A 25041-nucleotide genomic window follows, 5' to 3' on the forward strand; every position below is an offset into this window, starting at 1 on the left:
CGCACTTACCGCAGAAAACCTTCAAGGACACCGCATGACTCTCGCCCCGCCTCCCAGCTACCCGCGCTGCTTCATCGCCCTGGGGCCGGACGCCGCCACGCGCTTGGACCTGGCAGACCGTGCCGCGCGCTTGCCCGGAACCCCTCTGCGGCCGGCCGATTTGCATCTCACCCTGGCCTTCCTCGGCGGGTTGGACGCCGGCCAGGCCGACCGGCTGGCCGAAGCGCTGGGCGCACTGGCCACCGCCGTGCCGCCGCTGGACAGTCTCGCATTCGAGCTCTGGCCACATCCCGCGCACCCACGCGTGGCAGTGCAGGCCTACGCGCTTTCCGACAGGCTCCGCGCCTTGGTGGCCCAGGTCCAGGCCATCTTGCGAAGCATGGACCTGCCGGTCGAAACCCGGCCCTTCCGGCCGCACGTCACCCTGGCGCGGTTCGGGCACGATCGAGCAGTGCCACCGATCCCGGCTGCACCGCAGGCGCCGCCAGCGGCGTTCGACAGCCTGGGCCTGTATTGTTTGGCGGCGCGGGAAACCGGGTTGCGCTACCAGGTCCTGTATCGCTGGGCCCTGCCACGGTGACGGCGCCGGGATCCGTCATGCAGGATCCCGCCTGGGCAGGCTCCACGCGAACCACCTGCGCTCGATCCGCTCGATGGCCTGGTAAAGCAGCAAGCTCAACACGACGAGGATGGCCAACGCCACGAAAGACTGCGGCATTTTCATCATCGACGTGGAGAACAGGATCAGGTAGCCCAGACCGCTCTCGGCGGTGACGAACTCGCCCACCACCGCGCCGATCACGGCCAGCGTGATACAGACCTTGAGCGCGCTGAAGATGTAGGGCACCGCGAACGGCATACGAATGAACCAGAGTTCGCGGTTGCGGCTGGCCCGCAGCGAGCGCGAGAGCTCCAGGATTTCGGCCGGCGTCGCCCGCAATCCCGTGACCAGCGAGATCACCAGCGGAAAAAAAGTGATCAGACAGGTAATGACCACGCGCGGCAGCACGCCCGCTCCCAGCGCGACAACGATGATGGGCGCCACTGCGACGATGGGTGTCGAATGGATGACCACCAGTATCGGCACCAGCGTGCGCGACAAGAGCGGCGAGTGGGTAATCATCACCGCGACCGGGAAGCTGACGGCAATGGCGGCGACGAAGCCGGCGATCACCACCTCCACCGTGCTGCGGAAATGACCAAACAGCTGCGGCGCGGTAAACGTTCCGGCCGCGCGCACGATTTCCGACGGCGCCGGAAACACATAGGCCGGTATCGCAAACAAGCGGCAGGCAAGCTCCCAAGCCGCGAGCAGCCCGGCGGCCGTCAACAGCGGGGCATGGCGATGGGCGTAGGTAAGCAGCGGATGCATCGTCTAGGGTTCCGTCCTGCGGGTGAACACCTGTTCCCGGATGTCATTGGCCATGCGGTTGAAGCGGGAGTCGGTCAGCGTATCGAGCGAACGCGGCCTGGCGAAGGGTACGTCGATCACATCGCGCACGCGCCCCGGCCGGGCCTGCATTACGACGATGCGATCGGACAGAAGCAATGCCTCGGGGATCGAATGCGTCACAAACACGACCGTCTTGGGCGTATCGCGCAGAATGCGCAACAGCTCGAGGCTCATCTCGTCGCGCGTGAGCGCGTCGAGCGCCGAGAACGGCTCGTCCATCAAGAGGATATCGGGATCGTGCAACAGCGAACGGGCAATGCCCACCCGCTGCTGCATGCCTCCCGACAGTTCATCGGGCCGCTTGTCGATGAAATCGGCCAACCCTACCATGCCCACGAGTTCGCGGGCGCGGGCCAGCGTCGCCGGATCCACCCGGCCCATCTTGAGCTTGACGGGAAACGCCACGTTGTCGAGCACGCTCATCCACGGCAACAGCGTCGGGCGCTGGAAAACGATGCCGATTTCGTCGCGCGGCTCACTCACGGGCTGGCGATAGATGCGAATGCTTCCCGCGCTGGCGGGCAGCAGCCCGGCCATCAGCCGCAACAGCGTCGACTTGCCGCAACCCGATGGCCCGATCAGCGCGACGAACTCGTGCCGGGCAATGCCGAGGTCTATGCCGCTCAAGGCCTCCGTACTGCTGCGGTCGCTGGTGACAAACGTCTTGCCGACGCCGGCCAGTTCGATGATGGGCGACTCCATGCTCAACGATCCGGAAGCGCGCCGCGATAAACCAGCTTCTCGGGATCCACCTTGCCGGCCGGATAGTGCTCGGAGGCAGCCACCCACTCCCAGCTTTTCTTCAGCAGACCGGGTTCGAGCGTGCCTATGCCGTCGCGCCGGCTAATGGCATTGTCGATCAGCGGCATGGAGGCCGTGAACTGGGCGGCGGCGATCGCCGGATCCACTTCGGCCGATGCCTTCTGCACCGCCTTGCCGGCCGCGGCCGGATCCTTGAGCGAAAACAGCACGGCCTTGTGGAAAGCCCGCAGGAAACGCCTGAGCACCTCGGGCCGCTGCTCGATTAGCTTGTTGGACGCCACCAGGACCGTCCCATAGGTCTGCAGGCCGAACGACGACCACGGCAGCACCTCGACCTCCTTGCCACGCGGGCGCAGCAGGGAATTGGCCAGCGGCGACTGGGTGCGGAAGCTGGAGATGGCATCGACCTTGCCGGACGCCAGCATGGGCATGAGTACATTGGCGTCCACCAGTTGCAGCTTGACCTGATCGATGGCGATGCCATTGCGTTCAAGGACGACAGGCATGAGCACGCGCGAGGCCGATAGCGCGGTGGCGGCTACCGGCCTGCCCTTGAGGTCCTGCAGTGTCTTGATGCCGCTGCCCTTGACGACGAAGAAGGAATCGGGCGCCTCGGTATAGAGCGAGTACACGACGCGCATGGGCATGGCCTCCTTGGCGGCCGCGCTCAGCACCGCCGACAGTCCCGAACTGGCGATATCGGCGGCTCCGGTGGCGACCTTGGTGAGCGCATCGGACGACCCTCGCCCGGACTGCACGGTCACCTCCAATCCCTCGGCGGCGAAGAATCCCTCGTGCACGCCCACGTAGAACGGCGCCTTGTCGCCCGAAGGCAGCCAGTCGATCTGCGCGACCACCTTGTCCGCTGCGGCGGCCGGTCCGGCCAGCATGACCGCCATCCCCCACGCCGCTAGTCCCCGCAACGTCAGACGCGCCACGTGCGCGCAAGCGCCTTTCCATCTTTCCGCGCGTTCCGCGCCGGTCGTTCCTGCCAGCATAGCCCTGCCCCTCGAAATGGTTGACTGCCGAAAGATCCTCGCCCGCTCGCCCATCCGCTTGGTCAGGGGCCCAATGGACGTTCGCCGGTAATGCTGACCCGCCACATCAACCGGCGGTAACGCTCCTTGTCGTAAGGCGTGGCGCGATGAAGCGTGCATCGGTTGTCCCAAACGACGAGGTCGCGCGGCTGCCAGGCATGGCGATAGAGGAAACGCTCCGCCGTGCACCAGGCAAGCAATTCCTGTACCAACGACAGGCCGTCCTCGTCGCCCAGACCTTCTATGGATTTGACCGTCTGGCCGCCGGGATAGAGCGACAGGGAACCATCGACCGGATGGCGGCGCACCAGCGGCTGCGATACGTCCGGCGCCCGCGCCCGCTGCTCGTCGGTCGGGACTGGCACTTTGCCAGCGAACACGGGGTTGCTGGCGCGATCGGTGATCATCTTCATGTACGAATGTTCGACACGCAGTGCCTTGAGCTCGCCGCGCCGCGCCTCGGACAGGCTTTCGTAGGCCAGGCGGGTATTGGCGAACTCCGTCGCCGCGCCTTCCGGCGGCACCTCCAGGCCATACAGAAAGGTGTAAGCAGTCGGTTTGGCGAAATAGGCCTGGTCCGTATGCCAGCCGTAGCCATCGGTCGACGAACCGATCGGCCGGCCGTTTTCGACGATGTTCGAGAGAATGTAGATGAAGGGATTGCCCGGCATGCAGAACTGGTCCAGCACGCTCGGCTCCAGGGGGCCGAGCCTGGCGGCCGCGGCCTGGATCGCCGCGGGCGACAATTGCTGATCACGAAAAATGATCACGCCGTGGCGGGCCAATTGCCGGGGCAGATCGGCGTAGAACGCATCGTCCGCGCTGGCCAGATCGACACCGTGCGCGACCGCTCCCAGCGGCGCGCCGGCAACCGATTCGTAATGCCATGCAATGGTGTTCACTTCGCAAGCTCCCAGGATGGGCCGAGGTATCGGCGAACCATCATCCTAGGAAGGCAAGCGCAATCTGAAAATCAGCAAATTCAGTGCGATGCGTTCGCTTTTTCAGTACACCTGGACGCACGCGGGCAAAGCTCGGCGCCTTCGGTCGCCGCACCTACACGAGTGCGTGCATGTGCTCCGCCAGGTAGTGCACGAAACGCGAAGTCGGCACCGATAAGGTGCGACCGCGACGCGCCAGCAGCACCAGTCGGCCCTTGGCCAGGGGCGGATCGGCCAGCGCGATGGCAACCAGCTCGCCGCGCTCCACCTCGGCCGCCACGCCAACCGCCAACTGAAAAAAAACGCCGCCGGACTGACGCGCGAACTGTCCCATCAACTCGAAACTGTCCGTTTGCAACGCCGGGTTGACCACGTGGCCCGATTGGCGCGCCAAGCTTTCGATCAGGTTGCGCCCGCCAGCCAGCGCGGAGTTGGTGAGAGCCAACGGATGGGCCAGGCAATCGCTCAAGTGCAGCGTCTTGCGGCGCGCGAGCGGATGACCAGGCGCCATGACGGCATGCAGCGGTGTCCTGACCTCTACCAGCCGGGTCAGCAAGGCGTTGGGAGGCGGATTGAACAACAGGCCGAGTTCGACCGTATCGTCCTGCAGCTCGTCGAAGGTACGCGCCGTCGTCCCCATGTTGACAGTGAACGATACGCCGGGATATTCATCGCGGAAGGCGGAGATAGCCCGCGACAGCAGTTCCCGGGTAGCGGTCTCGTGCGACGTGATGCGGATGTGGCCGCGCCGCAACCCACGCAAGCTGTCGAACTGGAAGCGCAACAATTCAAACTCGCGCTCCTGCTTGCGGATGTGGGCCAGCAGCAGCTCGCCTGCGGCGGTAGCTCGCATTCCACGCGGCAGACGCTCGAACAGCTCGACGCCCAACTCCTGTTCCAGATCCAGTAATTGCCGATTCAACGCTGACGCGGCCACGTGGACCTGCTCGGCCGCCTTGCGCAGCGATCCGGCGCGCGCAATGGCATCGACATAGACAAAAACACGGGGTAGCACGGGGGGCGTCCTTCGATCGGGGGCGGCGCGCGGCGCGCCAGGATGCCCCCGACTTTACCGTGGCGCGCCGGCCGCGGCGAGCCGTCAGGCCTGCGCGCTGGGCAGGGGCGAGCTTTCCGACAGGCGGATCATCTCCACCGCCAGCGCGGCCACGAGGCGATCCCGCTGGCCTCGGGCCGACGGTTCGTTCCACAGGTCCTCGACCTCGTGCGGGTCGGCTTCCAGGTCGTAGAACTCGCACACCTCTGGGTCGTCCGACAGCGTCAGCCGGTAGCGGCCGTCGAACAGCGTACGCACCTTGAAGCGGCGGGGCCGCCCGAACGCGTATTGCAAAGGCTCGCTTTCGACCACGATGCCGGCGCGTTCGGGGACCGACGCGGCCTCGCCGCGGATGGCCGGCAGCAGGTTCGCGCCCTGGATGCCGTTGAAGGGCGCCAGGCCCGCGCGCGCCAGGATGGTCTGCGCGATGTCTATCGTGCCCGCCACGTCGTCCACCACCGCGCCGCGCCTGGGTCCGGGCAGTTGCGGGTCGTGCCAGATGAACGGGACCTGGGTCACGCTGCGATAGTGCATGACGCCCTTGAGCGCGATGCCGTGGTCGCCCATCATCTCGCCGTGGTCGGAGGTAAAGATGACCACGGTGTCCTCGCGCAGTCCCAGCTCGTCCAGCTTGGCCAGCACCCGGCCGACGGAATCGTCCACCAGGCTGATCGAGCCGTAGGTCAGCGCGGTCACCTCGCGGCACTCGCGCTCGTTCAGGGCGAACGGCACGTAGGCCTCGCGCGAGGCGCCCGCGCGAGTGCGCTCGTGCACGGCCCGCAGCAGCGCCGGCATGTTCTCCTGGTGAAAGGACGGCGGCAGCGGGATGCCGGCCGGGTCGTACATGTCCCAGTACTTGCCGGGAGGCGTGAACGGGTGGTGCGGATCGGGAAACGAGCACTGGATGAAGAACGGCGCGTCATCGTCCCGTCGCGCGTGCCGGGCCAGCCACTCGCAGGTCTGCTCGGCCACGTAAGTCGAGGGATACAGTTCCACCGGCATGCGCGTGCGCCAGGCCTGCGGCGAATCGTAGCGGTCGTCGGGAATGGCGTTCTCGCGGCCGCGCAGGCTGTCCGGATCGGGATGCCGCTCGGCCAGCCAGCGCGCGTAGTCGCCTTGCACGCGGTCGCCGTGCAAGGTGCACAGGCGCACGTCGTCGAAGCCGTAGAACGGCGTCTGTACATGGAAGGACGGATCGGCCTTCCAGTACGGCGTCCACTCGTTGTCGTACTCGCGGCCGCGACGGTGATGCCGGTGCGCATCCTTCATCGCCTCGGAAGGCGGCGTGCCGCCGTTCAGGTTTTCCCAGCCGCGGATGGGCGGATTGTTGTAGCCGAAGTTCTGCAGGTGCGACTTGCCGATCAGCGCCGTGGCGTAGCCCGCGTCGCGCAGCAGCTCGACGAAGGTGACGTCCTCGCGCGACAGCGGGATGCCGTTGTGCAGCACACCGTGCAGCGAGGGCATGCGTCCGGTCATCAGCGTAGCCCGGTTGGACATGCAGGTGGGGCTGGCCACGTAGAACTGCGAGGCCCGCACCCCGTCGCGCGCCAGTGCGTCCAGGTGCGGCGTGCGCAGGATGGGATTGCCGTAGCAGCCCAGGTGATCGGCCCGCTGCTGGTCGGTCATGACCAGCAGGATGTTGGGCCGCTTGGAAGCGCGTGGATCCATGCGATCAATCGGCCGAGATGTTGAATTCCTTGACGATCTTGCCGTAGCTCTCGTACTCGGCCCTGGCCATGCGGGCGAGATCCTCGGACGAGCCGCCCAGCGGCACTTCCCACTGCTGCTTGAGCTTGGCGGCGGTGTCCGGCTGGCGCAGCACGGTGTTGAACTCCTGGTTCAGCTTCTCGACCACGGCGGGCGGCGTGCCCTTGGGCGCGAACACGCCGTACCAGGCGCCGGTCGCGGTGTTGGGGTAGCCCTGCTCGGCCAGCGTGGGCAGGTCGGGCATCAGCGGCGAACGCTCTTTCTCGGCCATGCCCAGGGCCACCAGGCGGCCGGCGGCGATGTGCTGTGCCACCACGCCGATGCTGGCGTAGGTGATCTTCACGTGGCCGCCCAGCACGTCGGCGATCGCCGGCGCCACGCCCTTGTAGGGCACGTGCAGCATGTCCACGCCGGCCGACTTCTTGAACAGTTCGCCGGCGATGTGCATGGGCGAACCGCTGCCAGGCGTGGCGTAGGCCAGCCCCGGCTGCTTCTTCAGCAGCGCGACCAGCTCCTTGGCGTTCTTCACGCCCAGCGACGGATGGGCGACCATCATCATCGCGCCTTTGGACGGCGCGACGATGGGCACGAAGTCGTTCAGCACGTCCAGGTTCACGTTCGCGCCCTTGGGCAGCACGTGGGGAGCGATCAGGAAAGTGTTGGGCGCGAACAGCAGGGTATAGCCATCGGCCGGCGCACGCGCGACGGCGGACGCCCCCATCATGCCGCTGACGCCCGGGCGGTTCTCGACGATGACGGACTGGTGCAGGCGTGCGGCCAGCTTCTCGCCCAGCATGCGCGCGCCGATGTCCGGCCCGCCGCCGGCGGGATAGCCGACGATGATGGTGATGGGCTTGGAGGGGAAATCGTTCCCTTGCGCATGCGCGGTCAGCGCGGCAAGCGGCAGACAGCCCAGGGCCAGGGCGAATTTGCGGAGCAATGCGTACATAGGGGCACCTATCGGATACGAGGCGAACGCGAAGAAGGGCAGATTCTTCCCTGAAAATCGGCCGGCCTCCACCCCAATAACGCCTCATTAGGGCGCAATTCGTCCCGCCTGCCGATAAAATCGACGCTGCGCGATCGACGGAGGAAGAAGTGGATGTATTGAGCGAGGTCCTGTCCGGCTGCCGGGCCGACAGCGCCACGACCGGCCGCTTCACCCTGCATGCCCCGTGGTCGCTGGAATCCACCGGCCTGCAGGGCGCGATGTTCCGCATCGCCCGGGGCGCGCCCTACTGGATACAGCCCGAAGGCATGGCGCCCGTGCGGGTGCCGGCGGGCGACCTCGTCGTGCTGCCCCGCGGCGGCCGGCACATCATCTCGTCCGAGCCGGGACTCGCGCCCGTTCCCTTCGCCGAGGTGCTGGCGGCGCACGGCATGCGCGAGCGCGGGGAAAAGCCGCTGGTGTTCACCCACGGCGAAGGCGGCACGCCCACCGAACTCTTCACCACCATCGTCGACTACGGCCCCGTCGGGCAGAACACCGTGCTGCGCTTCCTGCCCGGCCTGATCCACCTGCGCGAGGACGACGTGAACCTGGCCTCGTGCCTGGCGCCCACCATGCGGCTGTTCATCGAGGAAAGCCTGAACCGCGAGCCGGGCTGGAAACTGTCGGCCGCGCGCATGGGAGACCTGCTGATGGTGCACGTGCTGCGCGCCTACCTGCTGCGGCACCGCGATACCGAGCCGAACTGGCTGCGCGGCCTGGCCGACCCCAAGATCGCGCAGGCGATCATGCTGATGCACCGCTGGCCCGAGAAACCCTGGACCCTGCCCTCGCTGGCCGACGAGGTCTGCATGTCGCGATCACGCTTCAGCGCGCGCTTCCGCGAACTGGTGGGCGTATCGCCGATCTCCTACCTGACGGCGCGCCGCATGGAGCGGGCCGCCGAACGACTGCGGCTGGGATCGGTACGCCTGGCCGACGTGGCCGAACTGGTCGGCTACGGCTCGGAAAAGATATTCGCCCGCGCCTTCCGGCGCTGGGCTGGCGTGCCCCCCGGGGAATACGGGCGGCGCGCGGGCTGAGCCAATCAGGGCTGCCGCTGGCGGACGATCAGCACGTCGCAGGGCGTGTGCTGGATCAATTGTTCCGCCACGCTGCCGATGGCCGTGCGCAGTATTCCCGTGCGGCCGTGCGTGCCGACCACCAGCAGCTCGGAGGGATGGCGCGCCACGTAGTCGGGCAACACGTCTTCCGGCAGGCCGTGCTCGATCTTCCATTCGATGTCGGGCCGGTTCAACAGCGCCGCGTTCCGTTTCATGAACTCGGTCACTTCGTTGTCGGCCTTCGCCCTTGCCTGCTCCACCACGGCCGCCTCGGCATGGGCGTTATGGGCGGAGAAGGCGTGGAACAACAGCGGGCGCGCATCCGGGAACAGCGTCAGGGCCGCTTGCAGCGCCTGGCGCGACCCCTCGGAGAAATCGACGGCGGCGACGAAATCGCGATAGTCGTGATGCGGGCGTTCGCGCACCACCAGGATGGGCTGGGCGGCCTCGCGCGCCAGCTTCTCGACCGTGGTGCCCAGCAGCAGGCGGCCCAGGGTCTCGTCGCGGGCCACCCCGGTGACGATGAGGTCGCAATGGCGTGCCTCGGCCGTCTTGCGGATGACCTCGACCGCATGCCCCGTTTCCAGCACCAGTTCGGCCTGGACGTCGACGCTGCCCAGGCCGGCCCGGAAGCGCCGCTCGGCGGCGTTGCGGTCGGCCACCTGGCTGCGGCGGGCGGTCAGCACGTCGCCCAGCGACGTCTCGTTCACGCACACCGCGATCAGCTTGGCGCCGTGCTCGCGGGCCAGTTGCACGGCCCGGTCCTGGGCGCGGTCGCAGCGCGCGCTCAGGTCGGTGGCAAGCAGGATGCAACGCAGGTTTTCGGTGGAGGGTCCTTCCATGCTGATCTCCCTGGTGTGGCGGACGCGGCGGCGCGCGTGTTGCGGCCCGTTGGGCGGGCGAGGATCCGGAGGCGGGACGGGAAGACCGCGGATCGCGCAGCGTCCCCGTCGGACCTACGATACCAACGGAAGGCGACCCTGCCAATCACGATGACGCGCGAGGGGCCTCGCGCTCGGCCGTGGAACAGGCCTCGATGTAGTCCGCCAGGCGCCGCGCCGCCGCCGACAACGGCCGCCGCTCGTCATGGGCCAGCCACAAACCCATGGTCATGGGCGGCCCGCCAGGCGACAGCTCGGCCAGGAGGCCGGATTCCACGTCCTGCCGGACCGTCTTCGCCAGCACGCACCAGATGCCCACTCCCGCCGCCGTCAGTTCCCGCACCATCCCGGACTCGGTGGCGCGCGAGGCCACCGGCGTGCCGGCGATGCCCGCGGCGCGCAGCATGTCGGCCATGTGGATCGAGAAACCCGAACGGTGCGCGGCCCGCACGAACTTGTGCCGGGCCAACTCCCGCGGCGGCACGGCGGCGCGTCCGGCCAGGGGATGCGAGGGTGCGGCAACCAGGGCGAAACGCTCGACGCCGATGGCCCGGCCGGCCACGCCCTCCTGCGGCCACCGGCTCAGGAAACAGGCCAGGTCGGCGGTGCCGTCGCGCAACTGCGCCAGGACTTCGTCCAGCGTGCCGGCCACCATGGCCAGCTCGTACTCGGGATGCTCCCGGGCGAAGCCGGCCAGCGCCGGCGGCAGCACCGAATTGGCCACCGGCCGCTGGCAGGCGAAGGCGATGCGCCGTTCTCCGGCCCCCCGGCCGCCGCCCAGGTCCTCGGACAGCCGCGCCGCGTCGTCCAGCACCGCGCGGGCATGCGCCAGCACGCGCTCGCCCGCCTCGGTCAGCGTGGCGCGCCGGCCGCGCTGGCGCAGGAACAGGACTGTTCCCGCCCTGCGCTCCAGGATCTGGATGTGCTGGCTGACCGACGGCTGGGCGATGTCCAGTTGCCGGGCGGCACCGGCGAAGCTGCCGGTCTCGGCCACCGCCACCAGCACCTCGAGTCCGCGCGGAGACAGGCTGATCATGCGTCCTCCGATAGGCCATTACCTATATCTCATATAGGGTACCGGCCCGTTGCCCCGGACCGCCCCCGACGATGATACTGCCTGGCTTCCAAGGCGCCGCCTCGCGGCGCCCATGACAACAGGAGGCATCCATGAAACGTTTGCTGGCCCCCGCGCTGGCCCTCGCGGCGCTGCTGGCCTGCGGCGCGCCCCAGGCCCAGTCCCGGCCCGACTTTCCGTCCAAGGGCGTGCACATCGTCAATCCCTTCCCGCCCGGCTCGCCGGTCGAGTACGTCGGCCGCCTGGTCGCGCAGAACCTGGAACAGGCCTGGGGCAAATACGTCGTCGTCGAAAGCCGCTCGGGCGCCGGCGGCACCGTGGGCGCCAACTACGTCGCCAAGGCGGCGCCCGATGGCCATACGCTGCTGGTCACCACGGCGTCGCCCATTTCCTTCGCCGCCGCGCTGTACGAGAAGCTGCCCTACGACCCGGTCAAGGATCTCGCTCCCGTCTGGGGCATCGTCACGCCCGGACAGGTCGTGGTGGTCAACAGCCAGCTTCCGGTCCGCACGCTGGCCGAACTCGTAGCCTACGCCAAGGCCAACCCCGGCAAGCTGTCGTACGCCTCGTCGGGCATAGGCACCGTCCAGCATTTCGGCGGCGAGCTGTTCCAGGCCCGTACCGGCACCAAGATGGTCCACGTCCCCTACCGGGGCGGCGCTCCCGCCGCCACCGACCTGGCCGGCGGGCACGTGCAGGTCATGTTCGACTCGCTCACCAACCAGCTCCGCAACATCGAGGCCGGCAAGGTCCGGCCGCTGGCCATCCTGCGATCGCGGCGCGACAGCAAGCTGCCCGACGTGCCCACCGCCGCCGAGGCCGGCGTGTCCGGCGTCGAGGTCGTCAACTGGATCAGCCTGTTCGCGCCGGCCGGCACGCCCGCCGACGTGCTGCGCACGCTGCGCCAGACGGCGAAGTCCGTCATGGCGGCGCCGGACAACGTCGCCAAGCTGACCGAGACCTTCGGCGAGGCCCAGGTCCTGGACGGCGAGCAGCTCGCGCAGATGATCCCGACCGAGGCCCGCACCTACATCGAACTGGTCGAACACGCCGGCATCCCCAAGCAATGACCGCGGCCCCCGCCGCCCCACGCAGGAACCCCGCATGAAAATCGTCCGCGTCGAAACCATCCTGCTGACCATCGCGCTCAATCGCGACTATGGCGGCAGCGTCTACAGCGTGCCCCGCAAGAACGCCATCGTCACCCGCATCCATACCGACCAGGGCCTGGTCGGCCATTGCGTGAACGGCGAAGGCAACTTCGACGTCCATCGCCAGGCGCGCGAGATCGTCGACCGGGAACTGGCCCCGCTGCTGATCGGCCAGGACCCCACCGCCATCGAAACCCTGTGGTCGCGCATGTGGACGTCCACCCATCGCGGCGGCCGCGACAAATGGGCTGCCGTGCGCGCCGTGGCCTGCGTGGACAGCGCGTTGTGGGACCTGCTCGGCAAGCGCGCCGGACTGCCCCTCTACCAATTGTGGGGCGGCGCGCGCCACGCGCTGCCCATCGTCGCCATCGGCGGCCAGTACCGCGAGGGCTACGCGCCGCAGGACTACGGCGCCGAGATGGAGGAATACCGCGCGCTGGGCCTGGCCGGCTGCAAGTTCAAGGTGGGCGGGCGCGAAGTCGAGGAAGACCTGGCGCGCACCCGCGCCGCGCGGCGCGCGGGCGGCGACGATTTCGTGCTGTTCGCCGATGCCAACCGTGCCTGGAGCCGCACCCAGGCCCTGGCCTTCTGCCGGCAGGCGGCCGACCTGGGCCTGCGCTGGTTCGAGGAGCCCTGCCACTGGGACGACGACCGGCGCGACCTGGCGCTGCTGCGCGCGCAGACGGGCATGCCCATCGCCGCCGGCCAGTCGGAGATCACCACCCAGGACTGCCGCGACCTGATGCTGGACGCCGCCATCGATGTCTGCAACCTGGACGCGAGCTGGGGCGGCGGCCCCACCGCCTGGCTGCGGGTGGCGCGCATGGCGGCCTGCTTCGGCGTGCAGATGGGCCACCACGGCGAGCCCATGGTGGGCTCGCACCTGCTGGCCGCGGTGGAGAACGGCACCTATGTCGAAACCCACCATCCCGACCGGGACCCGATCTTCCACCAGATGCTGATCGGACGCGGCGCGATAGCGAACGGGCACTACATGCTGCCCCAGGGGCCGGGCTGGGGCGTGGATTTCGATCCGGACTTCATCGAGCGGTACCGGACGGATTGAAGGCGGACGAGCCGGCTCAGAACCGGTGGTTGATACCGATCGCGAACGCCTGGTTGCCGGCCAGCGCATTGCCCACGTCGTTGGCGTTCCACACCTTGTAGAAGCCGGTGGGCGAGGTGTTGGACGCCTTGTTGTCGATGTAGGTGTAGGACGTGTACAGGCTGGTGCGCTTGGACAGATCGTATACGTAGCCGATGGCGTACAGGCGCGCGTCATGGTTGTCGGCGGTGCGGTCGTTCTTGTTGATGAACGAGACGATGACGCGGCCGCGCGCGCCGGCGGGAATGCGCGCGCCCAGCAGCAGGTCCTCGGATTTGTCGTTGACCGTGCCGGGCACGATGGATCCGCGGTTGATGACGTAGTTGACGAAGGCGGTGGCCACGCCGAAGTCGTACTTGGCGCCGATGAAGGTCATCTTGGCGTCCTTGCCCGGGGCGACGGCATCGTTGGCCTTGGCGTAGGCGATCTTCATGCCGAACGGGCCCCTGGTGTAGCCCACCGAGGCGCCCAGTTGCGAGTTCGTGCTGCTGGAACCTGCGACCTCGCCCGGGGCATATGACAGCTCGCCATTGAAACCCGAGGCGTGGCCCAGGTAGTACTTGGCGACATTGTTGGCGCGATTGCTTCCGCCCTGGCCGCCGGCCGAGATCAGGCTGGCCGAGGTGCCGGTCATGCCGGTCGAGAAGGGATCGAACTCGACCTGCGCCATGGCCACGGTCGTGTACTGGCGGCCCAGCGTGAGGCGGCCCAGGCTGCCTTCGAGCCCGACCCAGGCCTGGCGGCCGAACAGCGTGCCGCCCTGGGCCGAACTGCCGTTATCGACGTTGACGCCGCCTTCCAGCATGAAGATGGCCTTGTTGCCCCCGCCCAGGTCTTCGCTGCCCATCAGGCCGAAGCGCGAGCCGGACATGATGCCGGAGTTGAGCTTGTTGTTGGTGCCGGCGGCATTGCCGCTGTCGTGCAAGAAGCCCATGTCTACGATCCCGAACAAGGTGACGTTGGAGGTCTGGGCGAACAGGGGCGCGCTGGCGCAGGTCGCCAGGAGAGCAGGCAGAAGTCGGGTGCGAAGCTTCATGACATTTCCTTCTATGAGCACAGGGCTGGAAGAGAGGCGTTGCCGGCCAGGCGTGGGTGGCGGCCGGCAAACCGTGGGGGGCGAGCCGCGGAAGCCCGCGTCCCGCCGTGGATCACATGGCGCGGTCAGGCTCCGTAGCCGAACATCCTGGGCAGCCACAGCGACAGTCCCGGGAACAGCACCAGCAGCAGCAGGACGCCGACCAACAGGAAGCAGAACGGCCATATCGCGCGGTTGATCTGTCCGATGGGAACGCCCGATAGCGCCGACAGCACGAACAGGATCAATCCGTAGGGCGGCGAGATGATCGCGATCATGAAGTTCAGCGTCGCGACCACGCCGAAATGCACCAGGTCGATTCCCAAGGCATGGACCGCGGGCAGCAGCACCGGCACTAGCACCAGCAGCATGACGGCGCCGTCGAGCACCGTACCCAGCACCAGGAACATGAGGTTGACCAGCAGCAGGAACATCACGGGCGACAGGTCCAGGCCCATGACGTAGCCCGCCAGCGACTGACTCAGCCCTTCCGAGGTGAAGGCGTAGTTGACGATGAAGGAGCTGAAGATCAGCAGCATCACCGCCGCCGACTGGCGCATGGATTGCACGAATACGGCGGCCAGGCCGCGCAGGCCGACGTTGCGGTAGACCAGCACGCCCAGCACCATGGCCCAGAAGGCCGCGACCGTGGCGGATTCGGTGGGCGTGAAAATACCGGTCCAGATGCCCCCCAGCAGGATAACCGGCAGCGTCATGGGCACCGCGGTGCGCGCCAGCACGCCAGGCAGTTCGGACAACGGCACCGCGCGGCCGCGCGGCAGGTCGTGGCGGCGCGCCATCCACACGATCATGGCCATCAGCGCGACGGTCATGATCAGCGCCGGCACGATGCCCGCCATGAACAGCGCGCCGATCGAGGCGCCGCTGATCAGCGCATAGATCACCATCGGAATCGACGGCGGCACCATGGGGGCGAGGCAGGACGCGGCCGCGGTGATCGCCACCGACAGGCCGCCGGGATAATTCCCGACCTTGCGCATCATGCGCGTGGCGACCATCCCGGCGCCGGCGGCCTCGCTCACCGCGCTGCCCGACAGGCTGGACATGACCAGGTTCATCAGGATGGTGACGTGGCCCATGCCGCCGCGAAAGCGGCCCACCAGAGCGTCGGCCGCGCCCCAGAGCCGCTCGCTGATGGTGGCGGCGTTCATCACGTTGCCGGCCAGGATGAACATGGGCACGGCAATCAATACGGTCATCTCGAACGACGAATTCAGGGTCTGGTCGACGATGATGCCGAGGTCCTGCCCGCTCACCCACAGGTAGAGCACGCCGGAACAGAACATGATCAGCACGACCGGGAAGCGCAGCACGGCGCCCAGGACGACGACGGCGCACAGTGCCAGAAATGCGGTGCTCATGGAACGATCAGCCGAGGATGTTGGAGTTTTCTTCAGGCGCGTCGTCAGCAACGCGCTCGCGCCAGTCCGGCCGCAACAGCTGCCAGAACTGGATGACGGCACGCACGATGACGGCCACCCAATAGACGACGAAGCAGCTGAACACCGCATCGAGGCGCCAATCGAGCACCGAGGTACGCTCGCGCCACAGGAAGGCGACGTAGTCGTAGATGGTGGGCAGGGAGGCGAGGAAGGTCACGCCGATGGCCAGTGACGCCAGCAGCCCTATGCCTCGCCGGCCGCGCGGTCCGCACAGGTCGTAGACCACGTCGAACCGAACCTGCTCGCGATCGGACAGCAGCAGGCCGTCGGTCAACAGCACGACCCACAGCAGCAGCACCATCGCCAGCTCGTCCGTCCAGACCAGCGGCATGGAGAACACGTAGCGCATCACGATGCCCAGGAGCGAAATCCCGAAGATCGCCACGAAGGCCAGCGTACACAGCGCTTCCATGCCTCGCTGCAGGCGAACGAACCCTTTCCGGTACATGGCTGCCTACCTCACCGCTTCGATTTTTTCCTTCAGTCCCTTGGGCCACTTGGCGGCAATGCCCGCCTGCGCGTACTCCTTGTCGACGCTCGCGCGGAAAGCAGCCAGGTCCGGCGTCTGTATCGTCAGGCCCTTGCTCTTGAAGAAATCCACGATCTCGGCTTCTTCCTTGATGCGGCCCTGATCGTTGTAGTCGGCGGCCAGGCGGGCGGCCTGGCGTACGGCCTGCTGGCCGGCGGCGTCGATCTGGTCCCACTTCTTCTTGGCCATGGTCAGGAACACCGGCTGCACCAGGTGGCTGGTCAGCACGATGGTCTTGGTGACTTCCTGGAAGTTGTTCGCCTTGGTGATGGGCAGCGGATTTTCCTGGCCATCGATGGCGCCGGTCTTCAAGGCCAGGTAGACCTCGGACACCGCCATGGGAGTGGGCGTGACGCCCAGGCCCTTGCCGAGCGCGACCCAGCCGGGGCCGCCCGGCACGCGCAGCTTGATGCCGGACAGGTCGGCCGGCGTCTTCACGGCGCGGCCGTCGCGCAGGTTGACCTGGCGCGTGCCCAGGTACATGGGCTCGATGATCTGCAGCTCCATCTTCCTGGCCACCTCGGCGAAGTAGGCCTTGCCGATGTCGCTGTCGAACACCTTGCGGGCATGCGCGTAGTCACGGAAGAGGTAGCCCGACGAGAACACTGAGAACTCGGGAATCTGCTGTTCGACCTCGAACGTGGTCATCGTGCTCATCTCGAGGTTGCCGCGCTGCAGGGCGGGTACCTCCGTTCCCTGGCGAAACAGCGAGCTGCCGGTGTAGACCTCGACCGCGAACTTGCCCGGGGCCAGTTTCTCGAGCTGTTCCTTGAACACGCGCAGGCCGCCCGAGAGCCAGTCAGTGTCGGCCGCCGCCGACGACACGCGCAGCTTGATGGGATCGGCGGCCAGCGCGAGCGCCGGCGCCAGCGCCGCCGCAAGGCCCAGCGCGCCGGCGATCTTGGTGAAGGTCCTCTTGTCCATGGTCATGATTCCTCTGGAGTTGGGTAAAAGGGGCCTCGCCCCTTCGACGGGGCGCGGGACGCCTGAATGCGAGGTCGGCGCGGCCGACGGCAGCCGTACTAGGGCATGTGTTCGAAGAAGTGCCGCACGGAATCGGCCAGCGCATGGCTGGGTGCCCAACCCAGTTCGCGGCGCGCGGCGGAGATGTCCGAAGGCGTATGGCGTATGTGCGGAAAACCGGCGAATCCGCCCTTGGGCGTGACCGCCAACCGCACGCGCAGCCCGGGGTGCGCCGCGCGGACCGCATCGACGAAGTCATCGAAGCGATGCAGCGCGCCGCTGCCTATGGTGTAGACGCCCTGTGCCGGCTCGCGCGCATCGAGCGCGGCGACGTTGGCCCGGGCGCAATCGCGGGCATCGACGAATTCATCGCCCCCCTCCCAGACCAGCAGCGGATCGTCGATCACCGCCTCGCGGCCGGCACGGGCCGCTTCGAGCAAGGTGGCCAGCAGCTTGCCGGGCACCGAGGTGCCCGGACCGGACCATCCGCCCAGCACGGCGGCATAGCGCAACGCGACCACGTCCAGCGCATGGAGATCGCGGTACAGCAGGCCGAAGTATTCGGCGGCGACCTTGGTGCCCGCATAGATCGACGCCGGCCGATGAGCGAGCATGCGCATGGGGTAGTCCTCGGGGAAGGCCGGACCGGCGAAATCGCCGAACGCCGGGTAGTGGACGGTGGTGGAGCTGGCCAGCACGACGCGCTTGAACGCCAGACGACGGGCAAGCTCGAGGATGTTGGCGGTCCCCATCACGTTGACGCGGATACCGTCGAGCGGCGATCGGCGGATGGCATTGGACAGCAGGGCGGCGGTATGCACGACCCGGTCGACGCCTTCCTGCTCGGCCACGCGCGCCAGATGATCCAGGTCGGTCACATCGCCGGTTACGACCGAGGCCCGCGAATCGTCCACGATGGAGGCAATCGCGCCGGGAATGGGGCAGGCGTCGTAGAGCACGACCCGTTCGCCCCGCTCCGCCAGCAGACGGGCGGTATGGCAGCCGATCAGTCCCGCGCCGGTAATCAGGATGGCCATGGAATTCGCCGTTGGATATTGCTTATGCGGCGCATTCTATCCATCGAATTTTTTGCATTAAATATAAATTCCTTATTAATTTACATTTTAAAGGGAAATCCCCTAAGGGTCCCGCAAGCGCTGCAAGGCTTGCGGCACGAGGAATCTGGCGTGTTTCGCCAGCGAATCGAAGCAATGGACTTCGGCCCGGGAATGAAAGAATTTATAATTTCCGTCATACCCAACGGCGCGGCCAGGCAGGAAACGGCGCGCCCTCTCCAGGCAAATCTCCAGACACCATGGCCCAGGCACCCAAGCGTACGATCTCGGAAGTCGCCCACGAGCGCATGCGTACCGACATCATTTCCGGCGAGCTGGCTCCGGGAGAAAAGCTCAAGCTGGCCGATCTCCAGAAGCGCTACGATCTGGGCCTGAGTCCCATCCGCGAGGCCTTGCTGCAGCTGTCGGGCGAAGGCCTGGTCAACAACGAAGGCCAGCGCGGCTTCCGCGTGGCGCCGCTGTCGCGGGCGGACCTGGACGACCTCATGTCGGCGCGCATCGCCATCGAAAGCATGCTGTTCGAGGACGCCATCGCCCATGGCGACGACAACTGGGGAGCCGCCGTCACCTCCGCCTGGTACAAGCTTTCGAAGGCGCCCTTGCCCAACAGTCCGTCCGAACACGATGGCGCCGACTACTGGGAAGCCGCGCACCGCGAATTCCACCGGGCGCTGCTGTCGGCGGCCAGGTCCAAATGGCTGCTGCGGATCAACGAGCAACTGGTCAACCATTCCGAGCGCTATCGGCGCATCCGCCTGGTCCATCCGTTGTCGCAGCGCCAACTGGCGCAGGACGTGATCAGCGAGCACGAGGCCATCATGAAGGCCGCGCTGTCGGGACAGGCCTCCAAGGCCGTGGCGCTGCTCAAGCTGCACCTGATGCGCACGACCGAGGTCCTGGCCGAGCGTTTCGCCTCGGATCACTGACCGCCGTACCGGCATGAAATCCGGGAACCATTTCCGTTCCTGATTTTCAACCCGGCCGCGAGGCCGCTTCCTATGATGGCCTGACTAGAACAGCACATAGGAGGCAGTCATGACACTCTCATCGGCCGGCCGGCGCGACATGTTGCGCATGACTCGCCAGGGTCCGCTCCAACTGACGCGCGGCCGACAGCAGCGAGGTCGCATGGCGGTACAGCGCCTCGCCCGCCGCCGTCGGCTCGACGCCCCGGCCGGTCCGCCGCAGCAACGCCACGCCATGCTCGCGCTCGAGCTCCGCCAGCCGCTTGCTCACGGCACTCCTCTCCTTTTCCGCTTGCGCCCCAGGCCCCGTCAGGGCTCCGATGCCGCAGGCCGCAGACCCAGCCTGGCAGCCAGGCGCGCCAGGTTGGCCCGGTCCACGCCCAGCTCGCGCGCGGCCGCCGACCAGTTGTCGCCATGGCGGCGCAGGGCGGCGGCGATCAGGCTGCGCTGGTAGTCCTCGACCGCCTGCTTCAGCGGCTGCGCCGACACGCGGGCGGCGGCGGCCGGATCATCGTGCGCGCGAGCGGGCTGCGCCGCATGCCTTTCCTCCAGCCCAAGGTCCGCCACGGTCAGCGTCAGGATGGCCGGGCGCTTGGCCTGCCGGGACAGCGCCTTCAACGCGCTGCGACTGATCAGGTGCTCCAGTTCGCGGACGTTGCCCGGCCAGTCGTAGGCCAGCAGGGCCGCCTGCGCCTCGGCGGACAGGCGCAGGTTGCGCAGTCCCAGGCGCGAGCGGTTCTCGTCCAGGAAAGCGCCGCTGAGCAGCAGCACGTCGCGGCCCCGTTCGCGCAGGGGCGGCACCCGCAGCGGGTAGACGCTCAGGCGGTGGTAGAGGTCGGCGCGGAAGCGTCCCTTGCGGACCTCCTCGGCCAGGTCCCGGTTGGTGGCCGCGATCAGCCGCACGTCCACATGATGCTCGCGGTCCGAGCCCAGGCGCTGCAACTGGCCGCTTTGCAGCACCCGCAGCAGCTTGGCCTGCACCGGCAGCGGCAGCTCGCCCACTTCGTCCAGCAGCAGGGTGCCGCCATCGGCGAGTTCGAACTTGCCGCGCCGGTCGCCCACCGCGCCCGAGAACGCGCCCTTGACGTGGCCGAACAGCTCGCTCTCCACCAGGGCCTCGGGCAGCGCCGCGCAATTGATGCTGACGAGCGGCCGGGCCGCGCGCGGCGAAGCCGCATGCAGCGCCTGCGCCACCAACTCCTTGCCGACGCCGGTCTCGCCCGTCACCAGCACGGTCAGGTCGCTGGCGCCCACCGCACGGACTTCGTCCAGCAGGCGCCGGATGAAGGCGCTGTGCCCGAGCAGCGGACGCGGCGCGGCTTCCGCCGCCGCGGCGCGGTAGATTTCCGCGCGTTGGTGTTCGTCGCTGGCGCGCGAGGCCAGTTGCTGCAACCGGTCGGCCACGCTGACCGTGGCGGCGGCCAGGCTGGCGAACGCCTGCAAGGCGTCCAGGTCGTGCGCCGAGAAACGCCCGGCCTCCAGCGCGTCCAGCGTCAGCAGGCCCCAGGGGCGCTCGCCCACCCGCAGCACACAGCCCAGGCAGTCGTGCACTTCCAATTGCTCGCCTTCCATCCCTTCGACCAGTCCGTCGTAGGGATCGGGCAGGCGGCTGCCGGCCGGGAAGCGCGTCGGGCCGTCGGACTGGAGCAGCAACTGGAAACGGGGATGTTCGTCCACCTTGAAACGGCGGCCCAGCGTGTCGCTACTCAGGCCATCGACCGCCAGCGGCACCAGCCATTCGCCGTCCAGCCGCAGCAGGGCTGCTGCATCGCAAGGAACCAAGGTGCGCACGGCTTCCAGCAGACGCCGGTAACGCTCCCCTTCGGCAAGGTCGCGCGCCAGGTCATCCACCAATGGAACAAGGGCATGCAGCAGGGCATTTGCAGTCATTCTGACTAACAATAGGTCATAAAGACACATGAAAATTATAGGTCAATATGACTCGCCCCCGCGAAAAATGGCGCAGTGCCGCGAGAATCGGCCTGGCATGCATCTTGAAAGAGGGAAGCGAAGGCCGCCCCCTTTCCGGCCGGCCGCTCTTGCAGGAGATACCATGCTGTCCGCTCAACAACGAGCCATCATCAAGGCCACTGTCCCGCTGCTGGAAACCGGCGGCGAAACCCTGACCACCCATTTCTACCGCCTGATGCTGGCCGAGTACCCGGAGGTCCGGCCCCTGTTCAACCAGGCCCACCAGGCCAGCGGCGACCAGCCGCGCGCGCTGGCCAACGGCGTGCTGGCCTATGCGCGCCACATCGACGACCTTACGCCCCTGGGCGGGCTGGTCGGCCGCATCGTGAACAAGCACGTCGGGCTGCAGATCCTGCCCGAACACTATCCCATCGTCGGCACCTGCCTGCTGCGCGCCATCCGCGAAGTGCTCGGCCCCGACGTCGCCACCGACGAAGTCATCGAGGCCTGGGGTGCCGCCTACCAGCAACTGGCCACGCTGCTGATCGGCGCCGAGGAACAGTGCTACGCCACGCAGGAGAACGCAGCCGGCGGCTGGCGCGGCGCGCGCACCTTCCGCGTCGCCCGCAAGGAACAGGAAAGCGCCGAGATCACCTCGTTCTACCTGGTGCCCGCCGATGGCGGCGCCCTGCTGGACTTCCAGCCCGGCCAGTACATCGGCCTGAAGCTGGTCGTCGACGGCGAGGAAGTGCGCCGCAACTACTCGCTGTCCGCGCCGCCCAACGGCCGCGAGTACCGCATCAGCGTCAAGCGCCAAGGCGACGGCGTGGTTTCCAACCATCTGCACGACAAGATCGGCGAAGGCGACACACTGGAACTCTTCCCGCCCTCGGGCAACTTCACGCTGCAGGCCAGCGACAAGCCGCTGGTGCTGATCAGCGGCGGCGTCGGCATCACGCCCACCCTGGCCATGCTGCAGGCCGCCCTGGGCAGCTCGCGCGCCATCCACTTCATCCACTGCGCCCGCAACCAGGCGGTCCACGCCTTCCGCGACTACGTGGACGCCGCGGCCGGCAAGTTTCCGCAGCTCAAGCGCTTCTATTGCTACGACGAGGCCGGCGAGACGGCGCAGCGCCCCGATGCGGTCGGCCTGCTGACCAAGGAGCAACTGGCGCAATGGCTGCCGCAGGACCGCGACGTCGACGTCTACTTCCTGGGCCCCAAGCCCTTCATGCGCAACGTGCGGCGCTACCTGAAGGAGTTGGGCGTGCCGGAAGCGCAGACACGCTACGAGTTCTTCGGGCCGGAGGCGATGGCGTAAAGCGCGCCGCTACGCAAAGAAGCGCTTCATCTCCAGCCCGCGGATGATCTGCGCGGTCGCCTCCGCCAGCGGAGGCAGCGGGCCGCTGGCGGGCGTGGCCAGGGTCAGGTTGTTCATGATGACCGGCTCGACGATGGACGAGAAGGCCAGGAAGTCCTGGCCCGCCATGTCGCTCAGCGCCGAGCGCGGGATGATGGTGAACATGCCTTCCTCGGCCATGGTCTCGAGGATGGTGTGCACCACGTCCACCTCGGCCACGACGTCCAGCGTCACGTTCAATTCGCGGCAGGTGCGGTCCACCAGCGCACGGATGGTGTTGGGCGCGCTGGGCAGCACCAGCGGATAGCGGCCCAGGTCGCGCGCGCGCACGCGCGGCGGGGGCACCGGTCGGCAGGCCTTGCCATAGGCCAGCACCAGATCCTCGCGGTAGATGGACTCGAACCGCAGCAGGGACGAGGACGGCGGATCGTACAGCAGCGCCAGGTCCACCCTGCCCTTGACCAGCCATTCGTTCATCTCGGAACTCAGGCCCTCGGCCAGCGTCAGCGCGGCGTCGGGGTGCAGGCGGCGGAACGACTGCACGATGTGTGGCGCCATGCGGCGCGCCACGCGATGCGGCATGCCCAGCCGCACCTTGTCCTGGGCGGCGGCGCGAAAGGCGCGCATGTCCTGGCGCGCGTGCTGGGCCATGGCATCGAGCGTCTTGGCGTGCTCCAGGAACCGCAGGCCGGCCTCGGTGGGTTCGACGCCCCGGCCGGTGCGCGCCAGCAGATGATGGCGCAGTTCGGCTTCGAGCAACTGGATCTGCCGGCTGAGCGAGGGCTGCGAGACGCCCAGCACCTCGCCCGCGCGGGAAAGGCTGCGCATTTCGCAGACGACGATGAAGTAGCGGATTTGCCGAAGGTCCATGGACGCAATGGTATACGTTTTTCCTATATCAGAAGTCAGGCTGGGCGCATTGCTCGGCTCCGAGGGCTTGCGCATGATGCGGGGCTGACGTTCACCGCTATCCCGCCATGCCCGACTGCGCTCCTCCCCTGGCCGAGATCACGCCTGCCGCCGAGTCCCTGCCGAAGCACGCCTGCGACACCCACTTCCACGTCTTCGGTCCCGCCGACGTCTTCCCCTACGCGGACGACCGCCCCTACACGCCGCCCGACGCGCCCTTCGAACGGCTGCGCGACCTGCATCGGCGGCTGGGATTCGAGCGTGGCGTCATCGTGCATCCGGGCTGCCACGGCTACGACCTGTCGGTCACGCTCGACGCGCTGGATCGCGGCGCGGGCCAATACCGGGCCGTGGCGCTGCTGGATCCGCAAGCCGACGAGGCGCGCATCGCCGAACTCGACCGGCGCGGGGTGCGCGGCGTGCGCTTCAATTTCGTGGCCCACCTGGCCAACGCCGGCTGGGACGAACTGGCGCAGGTCGTGCCGCGCATCGCGCCCTTCGGCTGGCATGTCTGCATCCATTCGGACCAGGCCTCGCTCGAAGGCCTGCTGCCCAGGCTGAGAACCTTGCCCGTTCCGTTCGTGATCGACCACATGGGCCGCGTGGCCGCCGCCGAAGGCACGCAGGGGGCGGCCTTCCGCGCCTTGCTCGCGCTGCGCGACCACCCTCGCGCCTGGGTGAAGATTTCCGGGCTGGACCGCACGTCCAGCAGCGGCAAGCGGCCGTTCCAGGACGCCGAGCCGCTGGTGTCGGCGCTGCTGGAAGCCATGCCCGAGCGCCTGCTGTGGGGCACGGACTGGCCCCATCCGAACGTGCGCGGCGACATGCCCGACGATGGCGAACTGCTGAACACCTTCCTGCGGCTGTGCCCCGATGCCGCCACGCGCCGACGCATCCTGGCGGACAACCCCCACGAGTTGTTCCGGTTCGCGCAATGACACGGCGCGTGTTCCACTTCGCCCAGGACACCAGGAGACCTGACCATGCCTAGACTGAATCCCCCCGACGTCGAACAGATGTCCGAACACCAGCGCCGCGTCTACGACGCCATCGCGTCGGGCCCGCGCGGCAAGGTGCGCGGCCCGCTGGCGATCTGGCTGCACCGCCCCGGCCTGGCCGAGCACGCCCAGGCCCTGGGCCAGTATTGCCGCTACGACTCCAGCCTGCCCCCGCGCCTGTCCGAACTGGCCATCCTGACCATGGCCGCGCTGTGGCGGGCCCCCTTCGAATGGTGGGCGCACCACCCCATCGCGCTGAAGGCGGGCCTGGACGCCGACGTGGCCGAGCAGATCCGCGCGGGAACCACGCCCGTGTTCACCCAGCGCGACGAATCGGTCGTCTACCGTTTCGTGCGCGAGCTGGTGGAAACGCGGCAGGTCCCGGACGCGCTCTACCAGGAAGCCGTCGAAGTGCTGGGCCAGGACGGTGTCGTGGACCTGGTCGGCATGGCCGGCTACTACACGCTGATCTCGATGACGCTGAGCGTCTTCGAGATTCCCACGCCCGACGGCAGCACCGTCGAGTTCGGGCGCTGATTCATTTCCAACCATCATCAGATACGAGAGACACACC

The 25041-nt window shown here is 67.7% G+C and carries 25 protein-coding genes; 8 read left to right on the plus strand and 17 right to left on the minus strand.

Translation table 11 applies throughout. The annotated features are described in order from the left end of the window. Window positions 1-34 precede the first annotated feature (34 nt). Complete coding sequence (gene thpR, locus R4823_RS25150) at window positions 35-580, plus strand: RNA 2',3'-cyclic phosphodiesterase (RefSeq protein ID WP_132980618.1); 546 nt, start codon at window positions 35-37, stop codon at window positions 578-580. A 15-nt stretch (window positions 581-595) separates the two neighbouring features. On the opposite strand, the gene R4823_RS25155 is transcribed toward thpR, so the two are convergent. From R4823_RS25155 to R4823_RS25185, 7 genes are all read right to left on the minus strand, one after another. Then, on the minus strand, window positions 596-1372 hold the full coding sequence (locus R4823_RS25155; protein WP_132980617.1) for an ABC transporter permease: 777 nt from the start codon (window positions 1370-1372) through the stop codon (window positions 596-598). Window positions 1373-1375: 3 nt separating this feature from the next. After that, a complete protein-coding gene (locus tag R4823_RS25160) occupies window positions 1376-2155 on the minus strand; it encodes an ABC transporter ATP-binding protein (RefSeq protein WP_132980616.1) in 780 nt (259 codons plus the stop codon). A gap of 2 nt (window positions 2156-2157) precedes the next feature. Beyond that, window positions 2158-3114: an ABC transporter substrate-binding protein gene (locus R4823_RS25165; protein WP_165963345.1), complete on the minus strand. Its 957-nt coding sequence runs from the start codon at window positions 3112-3114 to the stop codon at window positions 2158-2160. Between the two features lie 161 nt (window positions 3115-3275). Beyond that, window positions 3276-4154, minus strand: coding sequence for a TauD/TfdA family dioxygenase (locus tag R4823_RS25170; protein WP_165963344.1), 879 nt, complete (start codon window positions 4152-4154; stop codon window positions 3276-3278). Between the two features lie 154 nt (window positions 4155-4308). Further along, the gene (locus R4823_RS25175; protein ID WP_132980613.1) at window positions 4309-5208 is read right to left on the minus strand and encodes a LysR family transcriptional regulator; all 900 of its coding nucleotides are present in this window, start codon (window positions 5206-5208) and stop codon (window positions 4309-4311) included. A gap of 84 nt (window positions 5209-5292) precedes the next feature. Next, a complete protein-coding gene (locus R4823_RS25180; protein WP_132980612.1) occupies window positions 5293-6915 on the minus strand; it encodes a sulfatase-like hydrolase/transferase in 1623 nt (540 codons plus the stop codon). Between the two features lie 4 nt (window positions 6916-6919). Then, window positions 6920-7903, minus strand: a complete 984-nt coding sequence (locus tag R4823_RS25185; protein WP_087838560.1) for a tripartite tricarboxylate transporter substrate binding protein — start codon at window positions 7901-7903, stop codon at window positions 6920-6922. 149 nt (window positions 7904-8052) lie between these two features. Here R4823_RS25185 and R4823_RS25190 point away from each other — a divergent pair, with 149 nt between their 5' ends. Next, entirely contained in the window at window positions 8053-8985 is a 933-nt protein-coding gene (locus tag R4823_RS25190) for an AraC family transcriptional regulator (protein WP_087838561.1), read from the plus strand. 5 nt (window positions 8986-8990) lie between these two features. On the opposite strand, the gene R4823_RS25195 is transcribed toward R4823_RS25190, so the two are convergent. Next, window positions 8991-9848, minus strand: coding sequence for a universal stress protein (locus tag R4823_RS25195; protein ID WP_087838562.1), 858 nt, complete (start codon window positions 9846-9848; stop codon window positions 8991-8993). A 145-nt stretch (window positions 9849-9993) separates the two neighbouring features. After that, the gene (locus R4823_RS25200) at window positions 9994-10923 is read right to left on the minus strand and encodes a LysR family transcriptional regulator (RefSeq protein ID WP_087838563.1); all 930 of its coding nucleotides are present in this window, start codon (window positions 10921-10923) and stop codon (window positions 9994-9996) included. A gap of 131 nt (window positions 10924-11054) precedes the next feature. Here R4823_RS25200 and R4823_RS25205 point away from each other — a divergent pair, with 131 nt between their 5' ends. Next, the gene (locus R4823_RS25205; RefSeq protein ID WP_087838564.1) at window positions 11055-12032 is read left to right on the plus strand and encodes a tripartite tricarboxylate transporter substrate binding protein; all 978 of its coding nucleotides are present in this window, start codon (window positions 11055-11057) and stop codon (window positions 12030-12032) included. Between the two features lie 34 nt (window positions 12033-12066). Beyond that, window positions 12067-13179: a mandelate racemase/muconate lactonizing enzyme family protein gene (locus tag R4823_RS25210; RefSeq protein ID WP_279815885.1), complete on the plus strand. Its 1113-nt coding sequence runs from the start codon at window positions 12067-12069 to the stop codon at window positions 13177-13179. Window positions 13180-13195: 16 nt separating this feature from the next. Here R4823_RS25210 and R4823_RS25215 read toward each other — a convergent pair whose 3' ends face one another. The 5 genes from R4823_RS25215 to R4823_RS25235 all read right to left on the minus strand — a co-directional run bounded on the left by R4823_RS25215 (window position 13196) and on the right by R4823_RS25235 (window position 18285). Beyond that, complete coding sequence (locus R4823_RS25215) at window positions 13196-14254, minus strand: porin (protein ID WP_338616538.1); 1059 nt, start codon at window positions 14252-14254, stop codon at window positions 13196-13198. A 125-nt stretch (window positions 14255-14379) separates the two neighbouring features. Beyond that, the gene (locus R4823_RS25220) at window positions 14380-15675 is read right to left on the minus strand and encodes a TRAP transporter large permease (RefSeq protein ID WP_087783041.1); all 1296 of its coding nucleotides are present in this window, start codon (window positions 15673-15675) and stop codon (window positions 14380-14382) included. A 7-nt stretch (window positions 15676-15682) separates the two neighbouring features. Continuing rightward, on the minus strand, window positions 15683-16168 hold the full coding sequence (locus R4823_RS25225) for a TRAP transporter small permease subunit (protein ID WP_158213437.1): 486 nt from the start codon (window positions 16166-16168) through the stop codon (window positions 15683-15685). Between the two features lie 42 nt (window positions 16169-16210). Continuing rightward, window positions 16211-17209, minus strand: coding sequence for a TRAP transporter substrate-binding protein DctP (dctP, locus tag R4823_RS25230; protein WP_165963342.1), 999 nt, complete (start codon window positions 17207-17209; stop codon window positions 16211-16213). A gap of 98 nt (window positions 17210-17307) precedes the next feature. Continuing rightward, window positions 17308-18285 carry an NAD(P)-dependent oxidoreductase gene (locus R4823_RS25235; RefSeq protein ID WP_087838569.1) on the minus strand — a complete coding sequence of 326 codons (978 nt, stop codon included), beginning with the start codon at window positions 18283-18285 and terminating at the stop codon, window positions 17308-17310. Between the two features lie 278 nt (window positions 18286-18563). On the opposite strand from R4823_RS25235, the gene R4823_RS25240 reads away from it, so the two are divergent. Then, window positions 18564-19250 carry an FCD domain-containing protein gene (locus tag R4823_RS25240; RefSeq protein ID WP_087838570.1) on the plus strand — a complete coding sequence of 229 codons (687 nt, stop codon included), beginning with the start codon at window positions 18564-18566 and terminating at the stop codon, window positions 19248-19250. Between the two features lie 118 nt (window positions 19251-19368). Here R4823_RS25240 and R4823_RS25245 read toward each other — a convergent pair whose 3' ends face one another. Both R4823_RS25245 and norR read right to left on the minus strand, forming a co-directional pair. Next, on the minus strand, window positions 19369-19560 hold the full coding sequence (locus tag R4823_RS25245) for a LysR family transcriptional regulator (protein ID WP_176400714.1): 192 nt from the start codon (window positions 19558-19560) through the stop codon (window positions 19369-19371). Between the two features lie 38 nt (window positions 19561-19598). Next, the gene (gene norR, locus R4823_RS25250; protein WP_087838572.1) at window positions 19599-21179 is read right to left on the minus strand and encodes a nitric oxide reductase transcriptional regulator NorR; all 1581 of its coding nucleotides are present in this window, start codon (window positions 21177-21179) and stop codon (window positions 19599-19601) included. A gap of 163 nt (window positions 21180-21342) precedes the next feature. On the opposite strand from norR, the gene hmpA reads away from it, so the two are divergent. After that, the gene (gene hmpA / locus R4823_RS25255; RefSeq protein ID WP_087838573.1) at window positions 21343-22521 is read left to right on the plus strand and encodes an NO-inducible flavohemoprotein; all 1179 of its coding nucleotides are present in this window, start codon (window positions 21343-21345) and stop codon (window positions 22519-22521) included. 9 nt (window positions 22522-22530) lie between these two features. On the opposite strand, the gene R4823_RS25260 is transcribed toward hmpA, so the two are convergent. Next, window positions 22531-23430: a LysR family transcriptional regulator gene (locus R4823_RS25260; protein ID WP_087838574.1), complete on the minus strand. Its 900-nt coding sequence runs from the start codon at window positions 23428-23430 to the stop codon at window positions 22531-22533. A gap of 107 nt (window positions 23431-23537) precedes the next feature. Here R4823_RS25260 and R4823_RS25265 point away from each other — a divergent pair, with 107 nt between their 5' ends. Together R4823_RS25265 and R4823_RS25270 are read left to right on the plus strand one after the other, a co-directional pair. Then, window positions 23538-24407, plus strand: coding sequence for an amidohydrolase family protein (locus R4823_RS25265; RefSeq protein ID WP_087838575.1), 870 nt, complete (start codon window positions 23538-23540; stop codon window positions 24405-24407). A gap of 45 nt (window positions 24408-24452) precedes the next feature. Further along, window positions 24453-25004 carry a carboxymuconolactone decarboxylase family protein gene (locus tag R4823_RS25270; protein ID WP_176400715.1) on the plus strand — a complete coding sequence of 184 codons (552 nt, stop codon included), beginning with the start codon at window positions 24453-24455 and terminating at the stop codon, window positions 25002-25004. Window positions 25005-25041: the final 37 nt, after the last annotated feature.

The sequence above is a fragment of the Pigmentiphaga sp. CHJ604 genome, assembly GCF_036972535.1.
Taxonomy (GTDB): domain Bacteria; phylum Pseudomonadota; class Gammaproteobacteria; order Burkholderiales; family Burkholderiaceae_B; genus Pigmentiphaga; species Pigmentiphaga daeguensis.

Excerpts from the sequence above, each read along its gene's own strand:
- thpR (WP_132980618.1), top strand. The coding sequence starts at position 35 with ATGACTCTCGCCCCGCCTCCCAGCTACCCGCGCTGCTTCATCGCCCTG.
- R4823_RS25155 (WP_132980617.1), bottom strand. The coding sequence starts at position 1,372 with ATGCATCCGCTGCTTACCTACGCCCATCGCCATGCCCCGCTGTTGACG.
- R4823_RS25160 (WP_132980616.1), bottom strand. The coding sequence starts at position 2,155 with ATGGAGTCGCCCATCATCGAACTGGCCGGCGTCGGCAAGACGTTTGTC.
- R4823_RS25165 (WP_165963345.1), bottom strand. The coding sequence starts at position 3,114 with ATGGCGGTCATGCTGGCCGGACCGGCCGCCGCAGCGGACAAGGTGGTC.
- R4823_RS25180 (WP_132980612.1), bottom strand. The coding sequence starts at position 6,915 with ATGGATCCACGCGCTTCCAAGCGGCCCAACATCCTGCTGGTCATGACC.
- R4823_RS25185 (WP_087838560.1), bottom strand. The coding sequence starts at position 7,903 with ATGTACGCATTGCTCCGCAAATTCGCCCTGGCCCTGGGCTGTCTGCCG.
- R4823_RS25195 (WP_087838562.1), bottom strand. The coding sequence starts at position 9,848 with ATGGAAGGACCCTCCACCGAAAACCTGCGTTGCATCCTGCTTGCCACC.
- R4823_RS25200 (WP_087838563.1), bottom strand. The coding sequence starts at position 10,923 with ATGATCAGCCTGTCTCCGCGCGGACTCGAGGTGCTGGTGGCGGTGGCC.
- R4823_RS25205 (WP_087838564.1), top strand. The coding sequence starts at position 11,055 with ATGAAACGTTTGCTGGCCCCCGCGCTGGCCCTCGCGGCGCTGCTGGCC.
- R4823_RS25210 (WP_279815885.1), top strand. The coding sequence starts at position 12,067 with ATGAAAATCGTCCGCGTCGAAACCATCCTGCTGACCATCGCGCTCAAT.
- R4823_RS25215 (WP_338616538.1), bottom strand. The coding sequence starts at position 14,254 with ATGAAGCTTCGCACCCGACTTCTGCCTGCTCTCCTGGCGACCTGCGCC.
- R4823_RS25220 (WP_087783041.1), bottom strand. The coding sequence starts at position 15,675 with ATGAGCACCGCATTTCTGGCACTGTGCGCCGTCGTCGTCCTGGGCGCC.
- R4823_RS25225 (WP_158213437.1), bottom strand. The coding sequence starts at position 16,168 with ATGGAAGCGCTGTGTACGCTGGCCTTCGTGGCGATCTTCGGGATTTCG.
- dctP (WP_165963342.1), bottom strand. The coding sequence starts at position 17,209 with ATGGACAAGAGGACCTTCACCAAGATCGCCGGCGCGCTGGGCCTTGCG.
- R4823_RS25235 (WP_087838569.1), bottom strand. The coding sequence starts at position 18,285 with ATGGCCATCCTGATTACCGGCGCGGGACTGATCGGCTGCCATACCGCC.
- R4823_RS25240 (WP_087838570.1), top strand. The coding sequence starts at position 18,564 with ATGGCCCAGGCACCCAAGCGTACGATCTCGGAAGTCGCCCACGAGCGC.
- norR (WP_087838572.1), bottom strand. The coding sequence starts at position 21,179 with ATGACTGCAAATGCCCTGCTGCATGCCCTTGTTCCATTGGTGGATGAC.
- hmpA (WP_087838573.1), top strand. The coding sequence starts at position 21,343 with ATGCTGTCCGCTCAACAACGAGCCATCATCAAGGCCACTGTCCCGCTG.
- R4823_RS25260 (WP_087838574.1), bottom strand. The coding sequence starts at position 23,430 with ATGGACCTTCGGCAAATCCGCTACTTCATCGTCGTCTGCGAAATGCGC.
- R4823_RS25265 (WP_087838575.1), top strand. The coding sequence starts at position 23,538 with ATGCCCGACTGCGCTCCTCCCCTGGCCGAGATCACGCCTGCCGCCGAG.
- R4823_RS25270 (WP_176400715.1), top strand. The coding sequence starts at position 24,453 with ATGCCTAGACTGAATCCCCCCGACGTCGAACAGATGTCCGAACACCAG.